The sequence below is a fragment of the Herbaspirillum lusitanum genome (assembly GCF_046025995.1).
Lineage (GTDB): Bacteria > Pseudomonadota > Gammaproteobacteria > Burkholderiales > Burkholderiaceae_D > Herbaspirillum > Herbaspirillum lusitanum_A.
Genome location: NZ_JAQQFM010000012.1, coordinates 64584 through 82247 on the forward strand (window position 1 = coordinate 64584; position 17664 = coordinate 82247).

General features: G+C 61.2%; 17 protein-coding genes. 4 read left to right on the top strand and 13 right to left on the bottom strand.

Annotated features, from left to right (window positions below):
• Positions 1-34: 34 nt before the first annotated feature.
• A complete protein-coding gene (locus PQR62_RS22725) occupies positions 35-1231 on the bottom strand; it encodes a low temperature requirement protein A (RefSeq protein ID WP_408160337.1) in 1197 nt (398 codons plus the stop codon).
• 430 nt (positions 1232-1661) lie between these two features.
• Here PQR62_RS22725 and PQR62_RS22730 point away from each other — a divergent pair, with 430 nt between their 5' ends.
• Complete coding sequence (locus PQR62_RS22730; RefSeq protein WP_408160339.1) at positions 1662-2021, top strand: YXWGXW repeat-containing protein; 360 nt, start codon at positions 1662-1664, stop codon at positions 2019-2021.
• Between the two features lie 78 nt (positions 2022-2099).
• Here the strand turns inward: PQR62_RS22730 and PQR62_RS22735 are convergent, their stop codons facing one another.
• Entirely contained in the window at positions 2100-2741 is a 642-nt protein-coding gene (locus tag PQR62_RS22735; protein WP_408160341.1) for a pyridoxamine 5'-phosphate oxidase family protein, read from the bottom strand.
• 59 nt (positions 2742-2800) lie between these two features.
• Entirely contained in the window at positions 2801-4813 is a 2013-nt protein-coding gene (gene mnmC1 / locus PQR62_RS22740) for an FAD-dependent 5-carboxymethylaminomethyl-2-thiouridine(34) oxidoreductase MnmC1 (RefSeq protein WP_408160343.1), read from the bottom strand.
• Between the two features lie 323 nt (positions 4814-5136).
• On the opposite strand from mnmC1, the gene PQR62_RS22745 reads away from it, so the two are divergent.
• Positions 5137-5865, top strand: coding sequence for a GntR family transcriptional regulator (locus PQR62_RS22745; protein ID WP_408160345.1), 729 nt, complete (start codon positions 5137-5139; stop codon positions 5863-5865).
• Between the two features lie 160 nt (positions 5866-6025).
• Positions 6026-6961, top strand: a complete 936-nt coding sequence (locus tag PQR62_RS22750) for an AEC family transporter (protein WP_408160346.1) — start codon at positions 6026-6028, stop codon at positions 6959-6961.
• Positions 6962-7042: 81 nt separating this feature from the next.
• Here PQR62_RS22750 and PQR62_RS22755 read toward each other — a convergent pair whose 3' ends face one another.
• The 10 genes from PQR62_RS22755 to PQR62_RS22800 form a co-directional block, all read right to left on the bottom strand.
• Positions 7043-9886, bottom strand: coding sequence for a bifunctional diguanylate cyclase/phosphodiesterase (locus tag PQR62_RS22755; RefSeq protein WP_408160347.1), 2844 nt, complete (start codon positions 9884-9886; stop codon positions 7043-7045).
• A gap of 249 nt (positions 9887-10135) precedes the next feature.
• Positions 10136-11281 (bottom strand): CobW family GTP-binding protein, encoded by a 1146-nt coding sequence (locus tag PQR62_RS22760; protein WP_408160348.1) that lies wholly within the window; start codon positions 11279-11281, stop codon positions 10136-10138.
• Between the two features lie 166 nt (positions 11282-11447).
• Positions 11448-11678, bottom strand: a complete 231-nt coding sequence (locus PQR62_RS22765; protein WP_408160349.1) for a hypothetical protein — start codon at positions 11676-11678, stop codon at positions 11448-11450.
• Positions 11675-12934 (bottom strand): GTP-binding protein, encoded by a 1260-nt coding sequence (locus PQR62_RS22770; protein WP_408160350.1) that lies wholly within the window; start codon positions 12932-12934, stop codon positions 11675-11677. The genes PQR62_RS22765 and PQR62_RS22770 overlap by 4 nt, the downstream gene beginning before the upstream one ends.
• Positions 12931-13152: a hypothetical protein gene (locus tag PQR62_RS22775; protein WP_408160351.1), complete on the bottom strand. Its 222-nt coding sequence runs from the start codon at positions 13150-13152 to the stop codon at positions 12931-12933. Before PQR62_RS22775 ends, PQR62_RS22770 begins: the two co-directional genes overlap by 4 nt.
• Positions 13153-13194: 42 nt before the next feature.
• Positions 13195-13881, bottom strand: coding sequence for a GTP cyclohydrolase II (gene ribA / locus PQR62_RS22780; RefSeq protein ID WP_408160353.1), 687 nt, complete (start codon positions 13879-13881; stop codon positions 13195-13197).
• 36 nt (positions 13882-13917) lie between these two features.
• Entirely contained in the window at positions 13918-14157 is a 240-nt protein-coding gene (locus PQR62_RS22785) for a hypothetical protein (RefSeq protein WP_408160354.1), read from the bottom strand.
• Positions 14158-14197: 40 nt separating this feature from the next.
• Positions 14198-15187: a lipoyl synthase gene (gene lipA, locus PQR62_RS22790; protein WP_408160355.1), complete on the bottom strand. Its 990-nt coding sequence runs from the start codon at positions 15185-15187 to the stop codon at positions 14198-14200.
• 25 nt (positions 15188-15212) lie between these two features.
• Positions 15213-15881 carry a lipoyl(octanoyl) transferase LipB gene (lipB, locus tag PQR62_RS22795; RefSeq protein WP_408160356.1) on the bottom strand — a complete coding sequence of 223 codons (669 nt, stop codon included), beginning with the start codon at positions 15879-15881 and terminating at the stop codon, positions 15213-15215.
• Between the two features lie 99 nt (positions 15882-15980).
• Positions 15981-16574 (bottom strand): DUF2917 domain-containing protein, encoded by a 594-nt coding sequence (locus tag PQR62_RS22800; RefSeq protein ID WP_408160357.1) that lies wholly within the window; start codon positions 16572-16574, stop codon positions 15981-15983.
• A 67-nt stretch (positions 16575-16641) separates the two neighbouring features.
• Here PQR62_RS22800 and gcvA point away from each other — a divergent pair, with 67 nt between their 5' ends.
• Positions 16642-17589, top strand: a complete 948-nt coding sequence (gene gcvA, locus PQR62_RS22805) for a transcriptional regulator GcvA (protein ID WP_408160358.1) — start codon at positions 16642-16644, stop codon at positions 17587-17589.
• Positions 17590-17664 lie beyond the last annotated feature (75 nt).

A 17664-nucleotide genomic window follows, 5' to 3' on the forward strand; every position in this document is an offset into this window, starting at 1 on the left:
ATGCCGGCGGCTCCGCCTCCCCCGCTGAAGAAGATCAGAAATTGCTGGCGTGCTCGTCCATGTAGTTCATTCGCACTGCGCGCCGCGAACAGGCTTCCCAGCCGGCAACCAGCACCAGCAAGGCCGAGGTCAGGCCGCTGACCATCAAGAGATCGGTCAGATAAGAGAGCGGCGCCAGCACCGCCAATAAGACCAGGCCACCGATGTGCGACAGCGGAAAGCGGCGATACACCACCTGCTTGTAGATACCGTTGCCGAGCAGATAAATGGCCGGGCCGAGCAGCAGCACGGCGGCGCTCAGACTGGCGATGCGCTGGTCGGGATGGGCGATCACCAGTTCGTTGCCGACCGCGCACAGGATGATGCCGGCCACGATGATCACGTGCACATAATGAAAATACGCGCCGATGCGGCCGGGGTCGTCGGAGCGCACGATGGCTGCGCTGCCGTCCTTGCTGCTGGTGTCGAAGTACATCCACCACATCGCCAGCGCGCCGACAAAGCTGACCAGAAACGCGATCAGCACCGGCCACTCCCAGGCATGCTCATGCGCCAGCGTGGCGCCGGTCACCAGCAGGGTTTCACCGAGCGCCACGATCACGAACAATTGACAGCGCTCGGCCAGATGGCCGCCTTCGATGGTCCACTCGTCGGTGCGTGAACGCCCCAGGCCGGGCAGATAAAAACCGATCATGGGCGAAAGGTATTCGCACAGCACGGCGACCACCCACAGCATCAGGCGCTGTTCCGGCAGCAAACCGCCGGCAATCCAGAACGCCGCTGAAATGATCAGCCAGCCCAGCATGCGCGTGAAATTCGGCGTCAGCGCATGCCTGCGCCCCAGACTGATGAGGACGAACACGGTGCGGCCGACCTGGATCGCGGCATAACTCAGGGCGAAGATCAGGCCGCGCGCACCGAAGGCATCGGGAATCGCCGCCGCCATCAGCAGGCCGGCCAGCATGATGGCGAATAGCAGCGAGCGGATCGGCAGGGTTTCCGGATTGAACCAGTTGGTGACCCAGGAGGTGTATTGCCAGGCCAGCCAGACCGCGAACCACAGCACCAGGGTTTCGATAGCGCCGTTCAGACTGAGATCGGCCAACAGGCGATGCGACAGCTGGGTCACCGCAAATACATAGATCAGATCGAAGAACAGCTCGGCGTAGGAAACCCGGGCTTCATGACCGTTGCGCGCGCGCAGCAAGGATGGTCTGGACGTTTTTTTCATTGTTCTCTCCCGGAAATGCAGCCCGTGGCGACGGACTTTGTTCAAGTGGCGTTGGCTGGCGTGGCGTGGAATGTTTCTGGCGCGCCTGAAATTGCAACAAGAAATCCGTTTCAGGCTTTTGTCAGCAATATCCTCGCATGACGCACATCGCACTCACAAGCCGTTCCAGGGCATGACTTGATCTCCGAACTCAAATTGCAGCGATTTTGCAACGCGTGTTCTTTCATACAAATGAAACACAAAATTACAGATCGCCTCCAAAACTTGGCTTAGATTCAAATCGAATTCAGCGCAGATGCCTGCTGACTTTTAGCAGCGCCGGCAAACCGGCACGCCTTGAATCCAGATCCAGACCGCGAGAACAGCAAGAACGCCGGAAAAGAATCAGCCAGACGAAGTAGTCATTCATCCACTGTAGTCGGAGCTCATCATGAAAAAAACATCAGACACATCGCCCATGCCATCAGCAAGATGGGTACTCGCCAGCATCGCTGCCACACTCGCCCTGAGCGCTGCCTTTGTGGCGCCGGCCGCCCAGGCGCAGGTGCGCGGCAACGTCACCGTGCAGATCGGCACGCCGCCGCCGCCACCGCGCTATGAAGCGCCGCCGCCGGTACGCGCCGGCTACGCCTGGGCGCCCGGCTACTGGGCCTGGGACGGCCATCGTCATGTCTGGGTCGGCGGTCACTGGGAGCGCGTGCGTCGCGGCTATCGCCACTACGAGCCGGCGCACTGGCAGCAAGGCCCGCGCGGTGGCTGGCACTTCCAGCCGGGACATTGGCAGCGTTGAGTCCTGCGAATAGCTCTGCTTAATACAAAAGGGCCGGTGCGATGCACTGGCCCTTTCCTTTTATGGACGCGGCAGTCGTCAATACAAGGTGCTGCGCACGCGCTCCGGCAAGGCGCTGTCATAAGCGGCGCCATCTATGCTCTCCTGGCTGGTCGCCGACAGAATCTGGCCGGGGCTGGGCAAACGCCCCCTGGCGACATGCTGCCCGGCATCCCACAGGCCGGCGCGAACCACTGCACGCGAGCATTGGAAAAACACCGCCTCCACCGCCACGATCAGCAACAGCTTGGGCAGCTTGCCATCGACCGCATAGTTTTCCAGCAGCTGCGGGTCGGTGCTGATGCGGGCGCGGCCGTTGACGCGCAAGGTTTCGCCCTGGCCGGGAATCAGGAACAGCAAAGCCAGACGCGGATCGCGCACCAGATTGCGCAGGCTGTCGATGCGGTTGTTGCCGCGGCGGTCAGGAATGACCAGCGTCTTTTCGTCAAGCACGTCGACAAAGCCGGCCGGATCGCCGCGCGGCGAACAATCCAGGCCTTCCGGGCCAGCCGTGGCCAGCGCCAGAAACGGCGCAGCTTCTATCCAGCGGCGATAGTGCGGATGCAGATAGTCCAGTTCCTTGAGCAACGAAGCTTCGCCGGGCTGGCCGAAGAGGGCTTCCAGCTGGGCGCTGCTGGTGATGTCGAATTGCGGATCGGCAAATGGGGCGGAATTGCTCATGCGGGTCTCCGGATGGCGATGTTGAAAATCAGAGCTTGCTGAAGATCTTTAGCAAAAACTTATACCTCGGCGATATCGTCTGTCGCTCCGCCGACCGTGCCGCCCGCCTTCCAGGCAAAGCGCGCCGGGTCCACCGCCGCCAGCAGATCGCGCGGCAGCGGCAGCGGCTCATGCTCCAGCATGCAGGCCAGCGTCTCGGCCATCAGCGGCGCCCACATCAGTCCGCGCGAGGCATACGCCAGCAGGCTGTACAGACCCGGCAAGCGCGGCGCTTGCTGCAGCCTGGTGGCGCTGGAGCTCCATGCCGCCTGCATGTCGGGCAAGGCGCCGACCAGCGGCAGACGATCCGGCGCCACGCAACGGAAACCGACGCGACCCGGCAGCGTGTCGGTATCAATATGTTGCAGCGGATAAACGGCGTCGACGGTCGGCAGCATCTGACGCAGGCGCTGCAGATTCTCTTCATGGCTAAGTCTGCGCAAGTGACGCGCGGCAAGCAGGCTGCGGCGATCCGGCTCGCCCTGGTCGAACTTGTCATAGCTGGCGCCGAGACTGACGGTGCCGTTCCAGGGCCGGGTCAGATAGCCGTCGCCGCAGAGCGCAAACGGCAGCGCGGGAAAACCTTCCGCCGGCAGATGGCTGACCTGTCCGCGTATGCGTTGCAAGGGCAAGGCCGCCGTCTGTTCGATATGCAAGGCATCGACGCCGTTGGCGATGATCACCACCGGCGCCGCTGCGATCAGTTTGCCGGCGGCATCGTGTGCCTGCCATTCGCCGTCCCGATGGTTCAGCGAGGCGATGCTCTGCCCATAGCGGCTGCGCACGTGCGCGCCGGCCTTGTGCAACAAAGCGCCGCATACCGAGGGAGGATGTATCCAGCCGCCTTGCGGGAACAGCCAGCCCGAGGGCGCCGCCGTTTTCAGCAAGGCGCTGGTCTGGTCTGCATCGAGCCACTGCGCGAAATCCTGCGGGTAGTTCCAGAATTGCGCGGCCTGCCCAAAGGCATCGGCTTGTTCGGCATCGCGCGCCAGTTGCAGTACGCCGCAAGTTTCACCGGCAATACCTTGTGAGCCGTCTGCCGCGTGCAGCGGCGAAATACCGCCGGCGCTGCGCCATAGCTGGATCGCGAACAGATAAGCGGCCCGCGTCAGGCGCGACAAGGCGCTGTCGTCGCGCGACAGCGCCGGCATGTAGATGCCCGCCAGATTGCCCGAGGCTTCTTGCGCCGGCGCTGCATGCTGCTCGACCAGATCGATCTGCCAGCCGCGCGCAGCCAGACGCTCGCAAGCGGCGGCGCCTGCCAGACCGGCGCCGATGACGATTGCCCGGCGTGCGGTCTCGGCCTGGCGCGGCACCGGCGTGGCGGATGGGGCGATATGTGAAGGCGGACGCGGCCAGGCCGGGGCGAAGCGCCAGCCGGCGGTATCCGTGCCGCTGTGCTGCCCGACAAAGCCGGCCTGTTTCATGCCCTTGGCGAACTCGGCCTGCGGCTGCCACACCACGGCGTACGCATCGGTCCAGGCCAGACGCGCGAGTCGTTTGCAGGCCGGTGGATTCCAATCCGGCCTTGTACCCGCGCGCAGATAGAACACGTCGACACCGGCCTGTAGTTGCGCCAGATTTTCCAGCACCTCGCCAAACACCAGATTCAGCATGATGCGGCCTTGCTGCAACAGCAGACGATGCGTGCCCGGCAACAGCGGCGGCCAGACCTGGCGCAATTCGCTCGCCAGTTCACTCTGCGCCTGCCAGCCGGCATGCAGCTCTTCCAGATCGGCCGCGCTGGGCGGATGGGCGATCAGCGCGATGTAGTGCAGGCGCAGCGGTTTTTCGTCTGAAGTAGCAGCTTCAGCCGCCGAGAGAAACTGCGCGCACAGTTGCAGAAATTGCAGACCCGCGCCGAAGCAGATATCCAGCACCACCGGCGCGGCTTGCCGCTGCAGGCGAGCAAGCACCTCGGCCTCGTGTAGCGCATGCGCGGCGCGCAAAGCACCGGTGTCGGAAACCAGGGGATCGCGCCGCATGATCTGCAAATGCTCGGGACTGGCGGGAATGATGGCTAGTGCGGGCATGGTCGCGGCGGTGTGCACGGATGGTGGGAAGGCGCCATTGTAAACAGCTTGAGCCTGAACATACCCGAGTCACTCCGGCCTGCTTGCGCCGGATCAACATAGCGCGTGGGTGTGCTGCACAAAAAACAGGCAATCGATCTGCCCGGCTGACCGGCGCACTGCCATCAAGCGAGGACAGCGGAGCGGAGCGGAGCGGCGCCGAGCTGTCCTGCGGCGCAACAATTTCTTGACATCCACATCGCCCGGCCATAGTCTGTATACAGAACACACATGCCATTCTTCCGCCCGACCGTCCGGACCAGCAAGCGAAATCTCTGACCTCCATGTACAAAATCGACGCCCCGACCCAGCTTATCGAGCAGGTATATGACGCCATCCTCAATGCGATCTGCTCAGGCGCGCTGCCGCCCAATGAAAAGATCACGCAGGAAGGACTGGCCGAAACGCTGGGGGTGTCGCGCCAGCCTATCCTGCAGGCCTTTCAACTGCTGAAGCGGCAGGGCTTCATCGAAGAAAGCGGACGCAAGGGCGTGATGGTCACCGCCATCGATCCGCTGCGGCTGCTGCAGCTGTATCAGGTGCGCTCGGTGATGGATGGCCTGGCGGCACGAGAAACTGCGGTGCGCTGGGCCCAGCAGGCCAGGCAGGCAAAAGAGGACGCTGCCGACGACGCCGGACTTGGTCCTGCGCAAGGCCGGGCGCTGATCGTTGAGGGGCGCGCCACCGCCAATGCGGATGACCTGAATCACCGCATCCTGGCCGACATGAATTTCCACCAGTTCATCTATCGCGCCTCCGGCAATCCGGTGATCGCAGAAACCACGGCGATTCACTGGCACCACATCCGGCGCGCGATGGGCGCGATCCTGTCCAACGATGTGCGCTCGCACGTCGCGGTGTGGGATGAGCACGAGGCGATTCTCGACGCCATCATCGCCGGCAAGGCGGCGCTGGCCGACAAGCTGGCGCGCGAGCATGCCGAGAGCGCAGCCGACCACCTGGCCAAGGTGCTGATGCAGCAGCAATATGCATCCAAGCGCCGGCAGGCCTGAATCGGCTGACGCTGACAGATCAGGCTGAAGCAGAGCGCGTCCTCAGGGCGCCGCCCTGCCCCAGTGATTGCATTCACCACCACACTCCCGCCATGCTGCGCTTTTTGCCGACATCGGGCCATGCTCAAACCCGATTGCCGCTGCCATTCATTCACTCACCATGCTTGCCATCTTCAACGTCGTCTTCCCGATCTTCGCGCTGATCTTTCTCGGCTATCTGTGCCGCAAGCGTCACATCCTCAGCGCCGGCGCCGCCAGCGAACTGAACCGCTTCGTCATCTATCTGGGCCTGCCGGCGCTGCTGTTCGATTCGATGTCGCGCCTGACGCCGGCGGACTTCGCCAACCTGCGCTTCATCGGTGTGTTCGCGGCCGGCATCGTCGCCGTTTTCCTGCTGACCACCTGGATCCGGATACGCCAGAAAGCGGCGGCGGCGGATGTCATCATCGACAGCCTCGGCACCTCTTACGCCAACGTCGGCTTCATCGGCATTCCGCTGTGCTTTCTGGCCTTCGGCCATGACGGCTTGCCGCCGGCGGTGATTGCGATGGTGATGACCGCCTGCCTGCTGTTCGCGGCCGCGATCATCCTGCTGGAAACCAGCCTCAACGCACAAAGCACGCTGCGCGGCACCGTCCTCAAGGTCGGCAAGTCGCTGGTGCGCAATCCCATCATGATCGCGCCGGTGGCCGGCATGGCGGTGGCGCTGAGCGGCATCAGCCTGCCCGGCGGCGTGCAGCAATTGTTCAAGATTCTGGGGGGCGCCGCCAGCCCGTGTGCGCTGGTCTCGCTGGGCCTGTTTCTGGCACAGCCGGTGAAGCACGGCGAAGGCAGTTCGGTCAGTTTGCTGGTGGGTTTCAAGCTCTTGCTGCAACCTTTGCTGACGGCGATTCTGGCGTATTGGGTGTTTCCGCTGCCCAAGGTCTGGGCCGACAGCGCCTTGCTGTTGAGCGCGATGCCGATCGGCACCGGCCCCTTCATGCTGGCCGAACTCTATCAGCGCGAAGTGGCCTCGATGTCGCGCGCGATCCTGATCTCGACCACCTTGTCGCTGCCGACCATCGCCATCATTCTGGCGTGGATCGGGCACCGGTGAGTGCACCTGACGGAAAGTGGTCATGAAAAACGGCAGCCTGGGCTGCCGTTTTTGTAGACGCTCATTCCATGCGCGGACTTATCAGACTGCCAGACGCTCCTGCCGCAGGATTTCCTCAAAGCGCTCGGGCGGCACCGGCGGGCTGAACAGATAACCCTGAATTTCATCGCAGCCGTAGTGGCGCAGATAGTCCAGCTGCTCATCGGTTTCCACCCCTTCCGCAATCACCTTCAGCTTCAGGTGGCGCGCCAGCGAAATGATGGAGGCGGTGATCGCCGCATCGTCGGCGTCGCTGGTGATGTCGCGCACGAAGGATTTGTCGATCTTCAGCACGTCGATCGGGAAGCGCTTCAGATAGGCCAGCGAGGAATAACCGGTGCCGAAGTCGTCGATGGACAGGTTCACGCCCAGCGTCTTGAGCTCGCGCAGAATGCCGATGGCGTGTTCGACGTCGGTCATCATCAGGCTCTCGGTCAGCTCCAGCTCCAGCGAGGTGGCGGCCAGCCCGGTGTCCTGCAAGGCATCCGCCACCGACGACACCAGATCCTTCTGCAGGAACTGGCGCACCGACAGATTGACCGACACGCTCAGATCGCTATAACCGGCGAGTTGCCACACGCGGCACTGCGCGCAGGCGGTGCGCAACACCCAGGCGCCGATCGGCAGGATCAGGCCGGTCTCTTCGGCCAGCCCGACGAAGCGCGCCGGCGACACCATGCCCAGCTGCGGATGCTGCCAGCGAATCAGCGCTTCCATGCCGACCACGCGGCCGCTTTGCAGATCGACCTTGGGCTGGTAGTGCAACAGGAACTCGTTATTGTCGAGCGCGTTGCGCAGATCGCCTTCGATGCGCAGACGTTCCAGCGCCTGCTCGTTCATGGCCGGCGTGTAAAACTGGAAGTTGTTGCGGCCGGTCTGCTTGGCGCGGTACATCGCGATGTCGGCATGCTTGACCAGCGTTTCGCCGTCCAGCCCATCGGCCGGATAGCAGGAGATGCCGAGGCTGCAGGTCATGAACAGGGTATGGCCTTCAATCGTCACCGGCGCCGCCACCGCATCCATGATGCGTTGCAGGCTGCGGGTATCGAGCAAGGTCTCTTCCTGCTCCGGCAGAATCATGATGAATTCGTCGCCGCCCAGACGCGCCACCGTATCGGCCTGGCGCACCGCTGCGCGCAGACGGCCGGCGATGGTCTTGAGCAGCACGTCGCCAGCCTTGTGGCCGAGCGTGTCGTTGACGAACTTGAAGCGATCCAGATCGACGAACACCACCCACATCGAATGCTGCTGACGCGTGGCCGAACTGATCGCCTGATCCAGATTGTTGCGCAGCATGTGGCGGTTGATCAGGCCGGTCAGGGTATCGCGGCTGGCCTGGAATTCCAGTTCGGCCTCATAGCGCTTCATGGAGGTGATGTCGTACAGCGCCGCCACGAAATGCGTAACCTGATCGCCCTCGCCGCGCACCGGGGCGATATAGAAATCGCTCCACAGCTCGGAACCGTCCTTGTGATAATTGCGCAGGATCACATTGTGTTCGCGCTTCTCGCGCATGGCCTGCCACACCGCCTCCAGGCCGGCCGGATCGCTGTCGCGCCCTTCCAGAATGCGGATGTTGCCGCCGATGATTTCGCTTGCCGAATAACCGGTGATGCGCTGGAACGCCGGGTTCACGTATTCGATGGTGTGCTCCGGCTCCGACGCGCTCATGATCATGATGGCGTTGGCGCTGGCCTCGATCGCCTGATGACGCAGCTGCAGCGCCTTTTCGGCTTCCTTGCGCGCCAGAATGTCTTCGCTCAGCAGACGGTTGGTGTGACGCAGTTCCGCAGTCTTTTCTTCCACCACACGCTGCACCCGGCGCGAGCGCATCGAGAGCGAGCGCAGATACGCGGCGGCTAACATGCTCGACAACAAACCCGCCGCCAGAATCAGCAGCGAACCGTAATGATCGCTGAACAGCGCGCGTGGCGGCGATGAAATCACCATGTGCCAGGTCTGGCCGGCGATATCGAAACTGGTCGCCATATCGCCCGGTTGCCGGAACAACAAGCTCAACGGAAACTGGCCGCCGTACTTTTCACCCATGCTGGCGTGCGGCCCCTCGTGCCGGAATATCAGATTGACCGGATCGGTAGATGCGCCCACATAGACGGTCAGTCCCATATCACGCGTGTTGAGCAGATTGGCGCCTTCCAGTATTTTCTGCACCAATTCAGTCGCCTGAAACACGGCCGAGGTATCGCCGATCACGGCTTCACGGCGCAGGCGCGCATCGGTCAGCGGAGCGCCGTGGCGATATACCGGCAGCAGTACCAATAGGCCGCGCTCGTGCGGCGCGGCCTGTGCCAGACGAATCGCGGTAGTCGAGGCCGGGCGCCCGGTTTCAATCGCCAGATTCAGGGCTTCCGTCACCAGCGGATTACCGAGCTGATCCAGACCCAGCGCAGCGCTATTGCCTTTCATCGGCTCGACGTAATCGACCACCAGATAGCGAGGCCGCAACGGCGCCGGCGCGATCTTGCCGTCGACGTAGGCGGAGACGGTGAAATCGGGGAGGTCCTTGCGGCGCTCGGCTTCGAATGCGGCGCGCTCGGCGTCGGAAATGAAGCGCTGAAAGCCGAACGCGCGGATGTAGGGATATTTGGCCAGCAGCGGTTCGGTGAAGGTATGGAAATGCTCGCGACTGGTATTTTCGACCGTCGCGAAAAAATGATTGATCACCGTCAGGACCTGTACTGCCTCTTCCAGCCCCCGCTGTACGGTGATCGCCCTCAGTGCCGCCCTGCGCTCGAAATCAAGATTGACTGCGTCATCTTCCAGCCTGCTGGTCGCGACAAAAACCAGAGCGGTTGCGCATAATCCCAAGATCAGCGTAAGTGATGCGGACAACGTGGCCCCCAACTTATTGATCACTCGCTGCATGCCTAGATCTATGGTTCGTTTTATAAACTGAACTTGATATTAAGCGTGGCTCTGCAAATCTATTACGTCGATAAGATGTATTTTTTCCGACATTGGCGAGTGTGAATCCTGTGAGTCCGCAGGTCGTGCATCACTTCAGTGCACGCATCGCCTGATGCACTGATATTGACCTGCGGAAACTTGCACATACACCGAGTCCGGTGCGTGTTCAACATCCTGCGCGGCTGGCAATTTGCCGGCGAACAATGTTCACCAGGAATAGTTGTCGGACACCGGTTTTTTATTTTGCTCCTGCTCGATGGCCTGCGCCTGCATGAAGGCGGCGAAAGAACGTTCGATTGTTGCCTGTTCAATATCGCGGGTGATGAAGACGATGCGCGTTCGCCGGTCTTCGGAAGGCCAGGCCGGCAGACTGACGGTGGGATGAAAGATGTGCTGCACACCGTGGATGACCACCGGCTTGTCTTCACCGATCAGGTTGACGATGCCCTTGATGCGCAGGATGTTCGGGCCCTTGAAGCCCACCAGCAGACTCAGCCATTCATCGAAGAGTTGGGGATCGATGGGCTGTTCGAAGCTGAAGCAGAAGGCGCGGATGTGATCGTCGTGACGATTGACGTCATGGTGATGATGTTCTTCATGCGCATGCTGGTGACCGTGCTCGTGGTGTTCATGATGCGCGTGATCATGTGCTTCATGGTCATCGCTGAAAGCTTGTTCATTGAGCCAGCGCTCAACGTCGGGCGTCTTTTCGCCCGATTTGAACAGGCCTGCATTCAGCAATTCGAGCGGCGCGATCTTGCCTTGTTCGGGCAACAATTGCGGCGCACCGGGATTCAGCGTTTTCAGGCGCTGCTGCAACAGTTGCAATTGTGCGGGGTCGGCCAGATCGCTCTTGGTCAGCAGCAGACGATCAGCAACGGCTGCCTGTTGCACGGCTTCCAGATGCTGATCCAGCGTGCTCATGCCATTGACCGCATCGACGGTGGTGATCACGCCATCCAGGCGATAGCGCGAAGCGATGAATTCGTCGGTCATCAGCGTGTGCAGAATCGGCACCGGTGAAGCCAGACCGGTGGTTTCGATCACCACGCGATTGAACTTGCGCTGGCCGCCTTCGGCAAAACGCCAGGTGATGTCCTTCAGGGTCTTTTTGAGATCGCCGCGAATGGTGCAGCACAGGCAGCCGCTGCTCATCTCGACCACCACATCATCCTGACTGTGCGCCACCAGCAAATGGTCGAGCCCGATTTCACCGAACTCGTTGATGATCACCAGCGTGTCCTTCAACTCCGGTTGCGCCACCAGATAATTGAGCAAGGTGGTTTTGCCGCTGCCGAGAAAACCGGTCAGCAAGGAAACGGGGATGAGAGATGCGGGAGCAGTCGAAGTCATGGAAAAGTCGCGGAAAGTGTTCGTGGCATGCATGCCGTGCGAAATCAAAATGCGGCGCCGGATTGCTGCCCAAGCGCCGCATTCTGAAGAACTATCCGTATGCTACATCAGGCGGCACATTCATGCCGCAATGCTGCGGCCTCAGTCGCCCGCGAATGCTGCACGACTAGCGGCTCCACTGCGTCTGCACCTGTGCAAACCAGGTCACCACATTGCGCCAGTGCAGCTCGCCATACAGGCGAATGAAGCGTGCCGTTTCCTGCTCCTCTTTCTGCTGCAGAATCTGCAGGCGGGCCGCCACATAGGCCGGCGTCAGCGCGATGCCGCAATCCTGCTCTATGCAATGGCGCCAGGCCTGGTAGCTGCGCGGAATCGGGTCGCTCATCGGGGCGCTCATGTCAGCGCATCCTCATTGGCATTTTCATCTTCCTCCAGCTCGGTCCGATTCCAGTTCGGGAAAGGATCGGACAGCGTCAGCCAATGGCGCATGCCCTTGCGCGTCTCGGTAAAGTTGAGCTGAGCCGCGCGGAAGGCGCGCTCGATCACCTCGCGCTGCATGCCGCGACCGATGAACACCACTTCATTGATGCGATCACCGTAGGGCTCTTCCCAGTTGTCGTCGATTGCGGCGCGTTGCGGCGTGCCCAGGGGCGGCATGTGATCCGGTACTGCGGCCCACCATTGCCCGACCGGCTCCAGCGTGGCGGTGTTTCCCGCGCGTGAATAGGAGACCGCCCATTGCGGTCGGCTGGCCAGCCAGACATAGCCTTTGGCGCGCAGCAGGCCCGGCAACGGCTGCTCAAGGAAGGCTGCGAAACGCTCCGGATGCAACGGCTCGCGGCTGCGCAGGACGAAGCTGCTGATGCCGTATTGCTCGGTTTCCGGATGATGCAGGCCGGCCAGTTCCTGCGCCCAGCCGGACATGGCGCTGGCACGTTCGAGATCAAACTTGCCGGTGCCCAGCAACTTGTTCAGAGGCACATTGCCGCGCTCGGCGTAGAGCATTTCGGCTTCCGGATTGAGTGCCTTGATGATAGCGGTGACGGCGTCGCGCTGCTCGCGCGTGACGACATCGGTCTTGCTGACCACCACTACGTCGGCGAATTCGATCTGCTCGGTGAGCAAGGCGGCCAGGGTGCGTTCATCGCCTTCACCGGCAATTTCTCCGCGCTGCGCCAGCAAGTCTTCACTGTTGAAATCGCGCAGCAGATTCAGGGCATCGACCACCGTGACCATGGTGTCTATGCGTGCGATCTGATTCAGCGACCGGCCCTTTTCATCGGCGAAGTCAAAGGTCGCGGCCACCGGCATCGGTTCGCCGATGCCGGTCGATTCGATCAGCAGATAGTCAAAACGCCCTTCCGCCGCCAGCTTGCGCACCTCGGTCAGCAGGTCTTCGCGCAAGGTGCAGCAAATGCAGCCGTTGCTCATCTCGACCATTTTTTCCTCGGTGCGCGAGATCGCGGCGCCATTGTTCTCGGCATGTTTTTCGACCAGCGAAGCATCGATATTGACTTCGCTCATGTCATTGACAATTACCGCCACGCGCAAGCCTTCGCGATTGGCCAGAATGTGATTGAGCAAGGTGGTCTTTCCCGCGCCCAGAAATCCGGACAAGACGGTAACGGGCAGACGGCGATCTGCAGATTTCATGATTTTCTCCCGAGGCTGGTGCGCAAGCCGACGCGCTTGCGACTGGCTGACAATGCAATTGATGCAGACGATTTATGCAACTCGGTTGCAATAATAGGCGGGAATGTTTTTATTTGCAACCGAGTTGCACTTTTACCCGTTCGCAAATTGCCTGATACCGCCTGAGCATCGAAAGGAACCGGCACAAAAAAACGAGCCGCATGGGCTCGTTTTGTCATTGCTCTTGCAGCAGTCAGTTGCCGCCGATCGTCTCTGCGCGCTCACTCATTGTCATGCGCGGCAGGCGGCACTTTCTCGACCGTTTCGGCCTTGTCCAGCGCCGGAATCAGATGGCCCAGCTTGCGTGCCTTGGTGCCGAGATAAGCGATGTTGAAAGGATTGCGATTGACGATCAGCGGAATCCGTTCGGCGATCTCGATGCCGCTTTCCTTGAGCGCGTTGACCTTGCGCGGGTTGTTGGTCATCAGGCGCAGACTGGTGATATGCAGATGCTCCAGCATCGGCAGGCAAATCGTGTAGCGGCGCAGATCGGCGGCGAAGCCGAGGCGTTCATTGGCTTCCACGGTATCGGCGCCATGATCCTGCAGATGATAGGCGCGCACCTTGTTCAACAGACCAATGCCGCGGCCTTCCTGGCGCAGATAGAACAGTACGCCGCGGCCTTCCTTGGCGATCTTTTTCAGGGCCGCTTCCAGTTGCGCACCGCAGTCGCAACGCTGGCTGAACAACGCATCGCCGGTCAGACATTCCGAATGCACGCGGCTCAGGACCGGCTCGCCGTTGCCGATGTCGCCCAGGGTCAGCGCCAGATGTTCCTTGCCGGAAATCTGATCATAGAAGGCATGCAATTCAAAGGTCGCCCAAGGCATGGGCAATTTGCACGAGCTGACGAATTCCAGTTTTTCTTCTGGCACGGCAACTGCGTCGGATGGTGTGGGTGACAACATGAAAGGTCCTGCCTGGATTCTGTGGAACGGCGTATCTTACATTGCCGCCGGTTTTCTTTCAGCCTCGCGGCTGCCTGGTTCAAGGACGCTGAACAATGCGCACAATGCTTTTGAAGCAAGCTCTGCAATACTTGGCAGACTTGCACTACGGCTCATTTTTCTGCGATTGCGCACGAGGAACATAGGGTATATGCGGCACATGCCAGCCGTTTTCAAGTTCAGCGTCTGCCCGGAATGGAGACAAAAAAACAGCCGATCATGATCGGCTGTTTTCATTTCGACGGCGCCTGCAGCGGCAGGTCACCGCTTTCTTTCGTCAGACCAGGCCGTGCGCCTGCTGATCGGCGTGGTAGCTGGAGCGCACCATGGCGCCGACCGCCGCATGCACAAAGCCCATCTTGTAGGCTTCTTCTTCATACATCTTGAAGATGTCGGGGTGCACATAACGGCGCACCGGCAGGTGATCGCCGCTCGGCATCAGATACTGGCCGATGGTCAGCATGTCGACGCCGTGGGCGCGCATGTCGCGCATCACTTGCAGCACCTCTTCATCGGTCTCGCCCAGGCCGACCATGATGCCGGACTTGGTCGGCGTTGCAGGATGCAGTTCCTTGAAGCGCTTGAGCAAGTTCAGCGAATATTCATAGTCGGAACCGGGACGCGCTTCCTTGTACAGGCGCGGTGCGGTTTCGAGGTTGTGGTTCATCACATCCGGCGGCGCCATCTTGAGGATTTCCAGCGCGCGGTCCATGCGACCACGGAAGTCCGGCGTCAGAATTTCGATGCGGGTATCGGGCGACAGCTCGCGCACACGGCGGATGCATTCGGCGAAATGGCCGGCGCCGCCGTCGCGCAAGTCGTCGCGGTCGACGCTGGTGATCACCACGTAGCTCAGCTTGAGCTGGGCAATGGTGCGGGCCAGGTTTTCCGGCTCGTTCACGTCCAGCGGATCGGGACGGCCGTGGCCGACGTCGCAGAACGGGCAACGGCGGGTGCACTTGTCGCCCATGATCATGAAGGTGGCGGTGCCCTTGCCGAAGCATTCGCCGATGTTGGGGCAGGACGCTTCTTCGCACACCGTCACCAGATTGTTGGCGCGCAGGATGTCCTTGATTTCATAGAAGCGGGTGGTCGGCGAACCGGCCTTGACGCGGATCCAGTCCGGCTTCTTCAGCTTTTCGGCCGAGACGATCTTGATCGGGATCCAGGCAGTCTTGCCGGCGCCCTTCTGCTTGTCGGTCGGATTGCGCTGTGGCTGCGACTGGAGATTGGCGGGAACGGCTGCTTGGGTGATTTCGGTTGTCATGATGTCGGTATTCTAGGGCCGCGGCTCAGGCAGACGGCGCGGCAAAGTGCTCGATCAATTGGTTGGCAAGCAGCGTCTGCACCTCGCCCAGGCTGGCCTTGACCCCCAGGGTGTTCATGTCGACCGTGGCCAGACCTGCGTAGCCACATGGATTGATCCATGAAAACGGCGCCAGATCCATGTCGACGTTGAGCGATACCCCATGATAGGTGCAACCGTTGCCGCGGATTTTCAAGCCCAATGCCGCGATCTTGGCGCCCTGCCATGGCCCGTCGGTGACATAAATGCCCGGCGCGCCCTGCTTGCGTTCACCGGCGAGATTATACGCCTCCAGCGTACGGATCACCGCCTGCTCGATGTTGTACACGAATTCTCGGGCGAACAGACGCGCGCCCGGACGGGCCCGGCGCAAGTCCATCAGCAGATAGATCACCACCTGGCCGGGGCCGTGAAAGGTGACCTCGCCGCCGCGATCGGTCTGCACCACGGGAATGGCATGGGGATTAATGACATGCGAGGGATCGGCGCCCAGACCCAGCGTATACACGGGCGGGTGCTCGACGATCCACAGTTGATCCGGCGTGTCGGCGCTGCGCTGGTCGGTATAACTGCGCATGGCGTCGAAGGTGGTCTGATAAGGCTCGATGCCGCGCCGGACGATGTGCGGGGCGAGTAAGTCTGTTGCAATCTGCATGGCCGCCAGTGTAGCGAAAATCCGTCACTCGCGTCCTGTCATGCGCTGCAATGTCATTTGCGCAGTGCACGGATGCGCCAAATAGTTGCCCTAAAGAATTTAATGCCAGCGTATCAAGCCGCTGGGCAGCAAGCGGCGGATGGAAACCCTGGGTGCGCCCGAAGCACACGGCAATTGGCAATCTTGCGCGTTCACTTCAGCTGCGAGCTGATATTCCATTTCAGTTGCTTGCACCATCATCGCGGTGCCCGGCGCAGACCTGGCCCGGCCACTCCTCCGCAAGCCAGATGTCAGACGTGTAAACCAGCGCCGCAAAGCGCCGGGCAAATACCGCAGCTCGAATTCGGCATCTTCATTGACCGCCTCCATCACCGCCAAGCCGCTGCCGTGAAATTCGAAGTCCTGCCCCGGCCGTAGCCAGAAGTCGCCGCCGCCCTGCTCCACCGTCAGCCACACCAGACCGCTGCGCACCCGTATAAAAACCGGTCGCTGCAGCTTGAGTGCACGCGTCTCGCCGGCCTTCAGGCAGAACTTTGCGGGGATGCGTGTCGCCCGCGCCTGAACACCTCGTCTTGTGAATAAATTTTGCATGATTGTGCTCCTTGACGAATGGAGGCCGTATAACTCCTTGACCCGGCCTCTTCCATCTCGGCTCCAAACTTGGTGAATGAAAGATCCTTGATGGGATTTCATTCTAGGGAGCGGCGCAGACAATCCAAAACGATATATATTGAGCCCTCTTGCTAATTTAATTCACAATATGACTGACCTCAGAAAGCTTCCCAACCTGGCTGCACTGCGCGCTTTCGATGCCGCTGCGAGGCACGAATCCTTCTCGCTCGCGGCGGAAGAGATTCACGTCACGCCGGGGGCAATCAGCCATCAGATCCGCGCGCTGGAAGAAGAACTCGGCCTGCAATTATTCGTGCGTCACGGCAAGCGCATCAGCGTGACCGACACCGGCCAGCGCTTTGCCGCCACCATTCGTAAGTCCCTGTCGGAGATCGCAACGGCCGCCGAACATCTGCGCAATCTGAGCCGGCAGCAACGTCTGGTGATTTCAGCCACGCCTTCGTTCGCCTCGCGCTGGCTGGCGCCGCGCCTGTGGAAGTTCATTGACCAACATCCCGAAATCGAAGTGGTGCTGCAATCGGGCAGCCACCTGAGCGACCTGCGGCTGGATTCAGTGGACGTCGGCCTGCGTTTCGGGCGCGGCACCTATCCGGGTCTGAGCGTGGAAAAGCTGAGCGAGGATTATTACTACCCGGTGGCCTCGCCCGCCTACCGCAATGCGCGCGGCGAGCAAGCGAGCGAGCCCGCCGATCTCATTGATTGCAACTTGCTGCGCATGGATCAACGCGAATCCTGGCAACCCTGGCTGAAGCTGGCCGGCCTTGAACTGGCTGAGCCGCGCGGCGGTCTGGTGATCGAAGATTCCTCATTGACGTTGCGCGCTGCGGTCGACGGCGCCGGCGTGGCGCTGACGCGGCATATCATCGCCTCGCAAGAGATCGGCGCCGGCGAACTGGTGCGCCTGTTTGATCTTGCGCTGCTGTGCGAAGAATCCTATTACCTGGTGACGCTGCCGGAAGCCGATGGCAAGCCTGCAGTCGCCGCCTTTAAAGAATGGATATTTGCCGAGATGAAACTGTTCCGGGAACGCAGCAACTGGCCGGGAGCAGATGCGGCACGCGACCGCCCCGAGTGATGCCTGCCGCCGCGGCAGGCATCGCAGAAAATGAAAAACCCGGCACATGCAGAAGCAAGGCCGGGTTTTTCTTCA

Bases quoted from the DNA above. Each gene is read 5' to 3' on its own strand.
- PQR62_RS22725 (WP_408160337.1), bottom strand. From the start codon at position 1,231: ATGAAAAAAACGTCCAGACCATCCTTGCTGCGCGCGCGCAACGGTCAT.
- PQR62_RS22730 (WP_408160339.1), top strand. From the start codon at position 1,662: ATGAAAAAAACATCAGACACATCGCCCATGCCATCAGCAAGATGGGTA.
- PQR62_RS22735 (WP_408160341.1), bottom strand. From the start codon at position 2,741: ATGAGCAATTCCGCCCCATTTGCCGATCCGCAATTCGACATCACCAGC.
- mnmC1 (WP_408160343.1), bottom strand. From the start codon at position 4,813: ATGCCCGCACTAGCCATCATTCCCGCCAGTCCCGAGCATTTGCAGATC.
- PQR62_RS22745 (WP_408160345.1), top strand. From the start codon at position 5,137: ATGTACAAAATCGACGCCCCGACCCAGCTTATCGAGCAGGTATATGAC.
- PQR62_RS22750 (WP_408160346.1), top strand. From the start codon at position 6,026: ATGCTTGCCATCTTCAACGTCGTCTTCCCGATCTTCGCGCTGATCTTT.
- PQR62_RS22755 (WP_408160347.1), bottom strand. From the start codon at position 9,886: ATGCAGCGAGTGATCAATAAGTTGGGGGCCACGTTGTCCGCATCACTT.
- PQR62_RS22760 (WP_408160348.1), bottom strand. From the start codon at position 11,281: ATGACTTCGACTGCTCCCGCATCTCTCATCCCCGTTTCCTTGCTGACC.
- PQR62_RS22765 (WP_408160349.1), bottom strand. From the start codon at position 11,678: ATGAGCGCCCCGATGAGCGACCCGATTCCGCGCAGCTACCAGGCCTGG.
- PQR62_RS22770 (WP_408160350.1), bottom strand. From the start codon at position 12,934: ATGAAATCTGCAGATCGCCGTCTGCCCGTTACCGTCTTGTCCGGATTT.
- PQR62_RS22775 (WP_408160351.1), bottom strand. From the start codon at position 13,152: ATGACAAAACGAGCCCATGCGGCTCGTTTTTTTGTGCCGGTTCCTTTC.
- ribA (WP_408160353.1), bottom strand. From the start codon at position 13,881: ATGTTGTCACCCACACCATCCGACGCAGTTGCCGTGCCAGAAGAAAAA.
- PQR62_RS22785 (WP_408160354.1), bottom strand. From the start codon at position 14,157: ATGAAAACAGCCGATCATGATCGGCTGTTTTTTTGTCTCCATTCCGGG.
- lipA (WP_408160355.1), bottom strand. From the start codon at position 15,187: ATGACAACCGAAATCACCCAAGCAGCCGTTCCCGCCAATCTCCAGTCG.
- lipB (WP_408160356.1), bottom strand. From the start codon at position 15,881: ATGCAGATTGCAACAGACTTACTCGCCCCGCACATCGTCCGGCGCGGC.
- PQR62_RS22800 (WP_408160357.1), bottom strand. From the start codon at position 16,574: ATGAAATCCCATCAAGGATCTTTCATTCACCAAGTTTGGAGCCGAGAT.
- gcvA (WP_408160358.1), top strand. From the start codon at position 16,642: ATGACTGACCTCAGAAAGCTTCCCAACCTGGCTGCACTGCGCGCTTTC.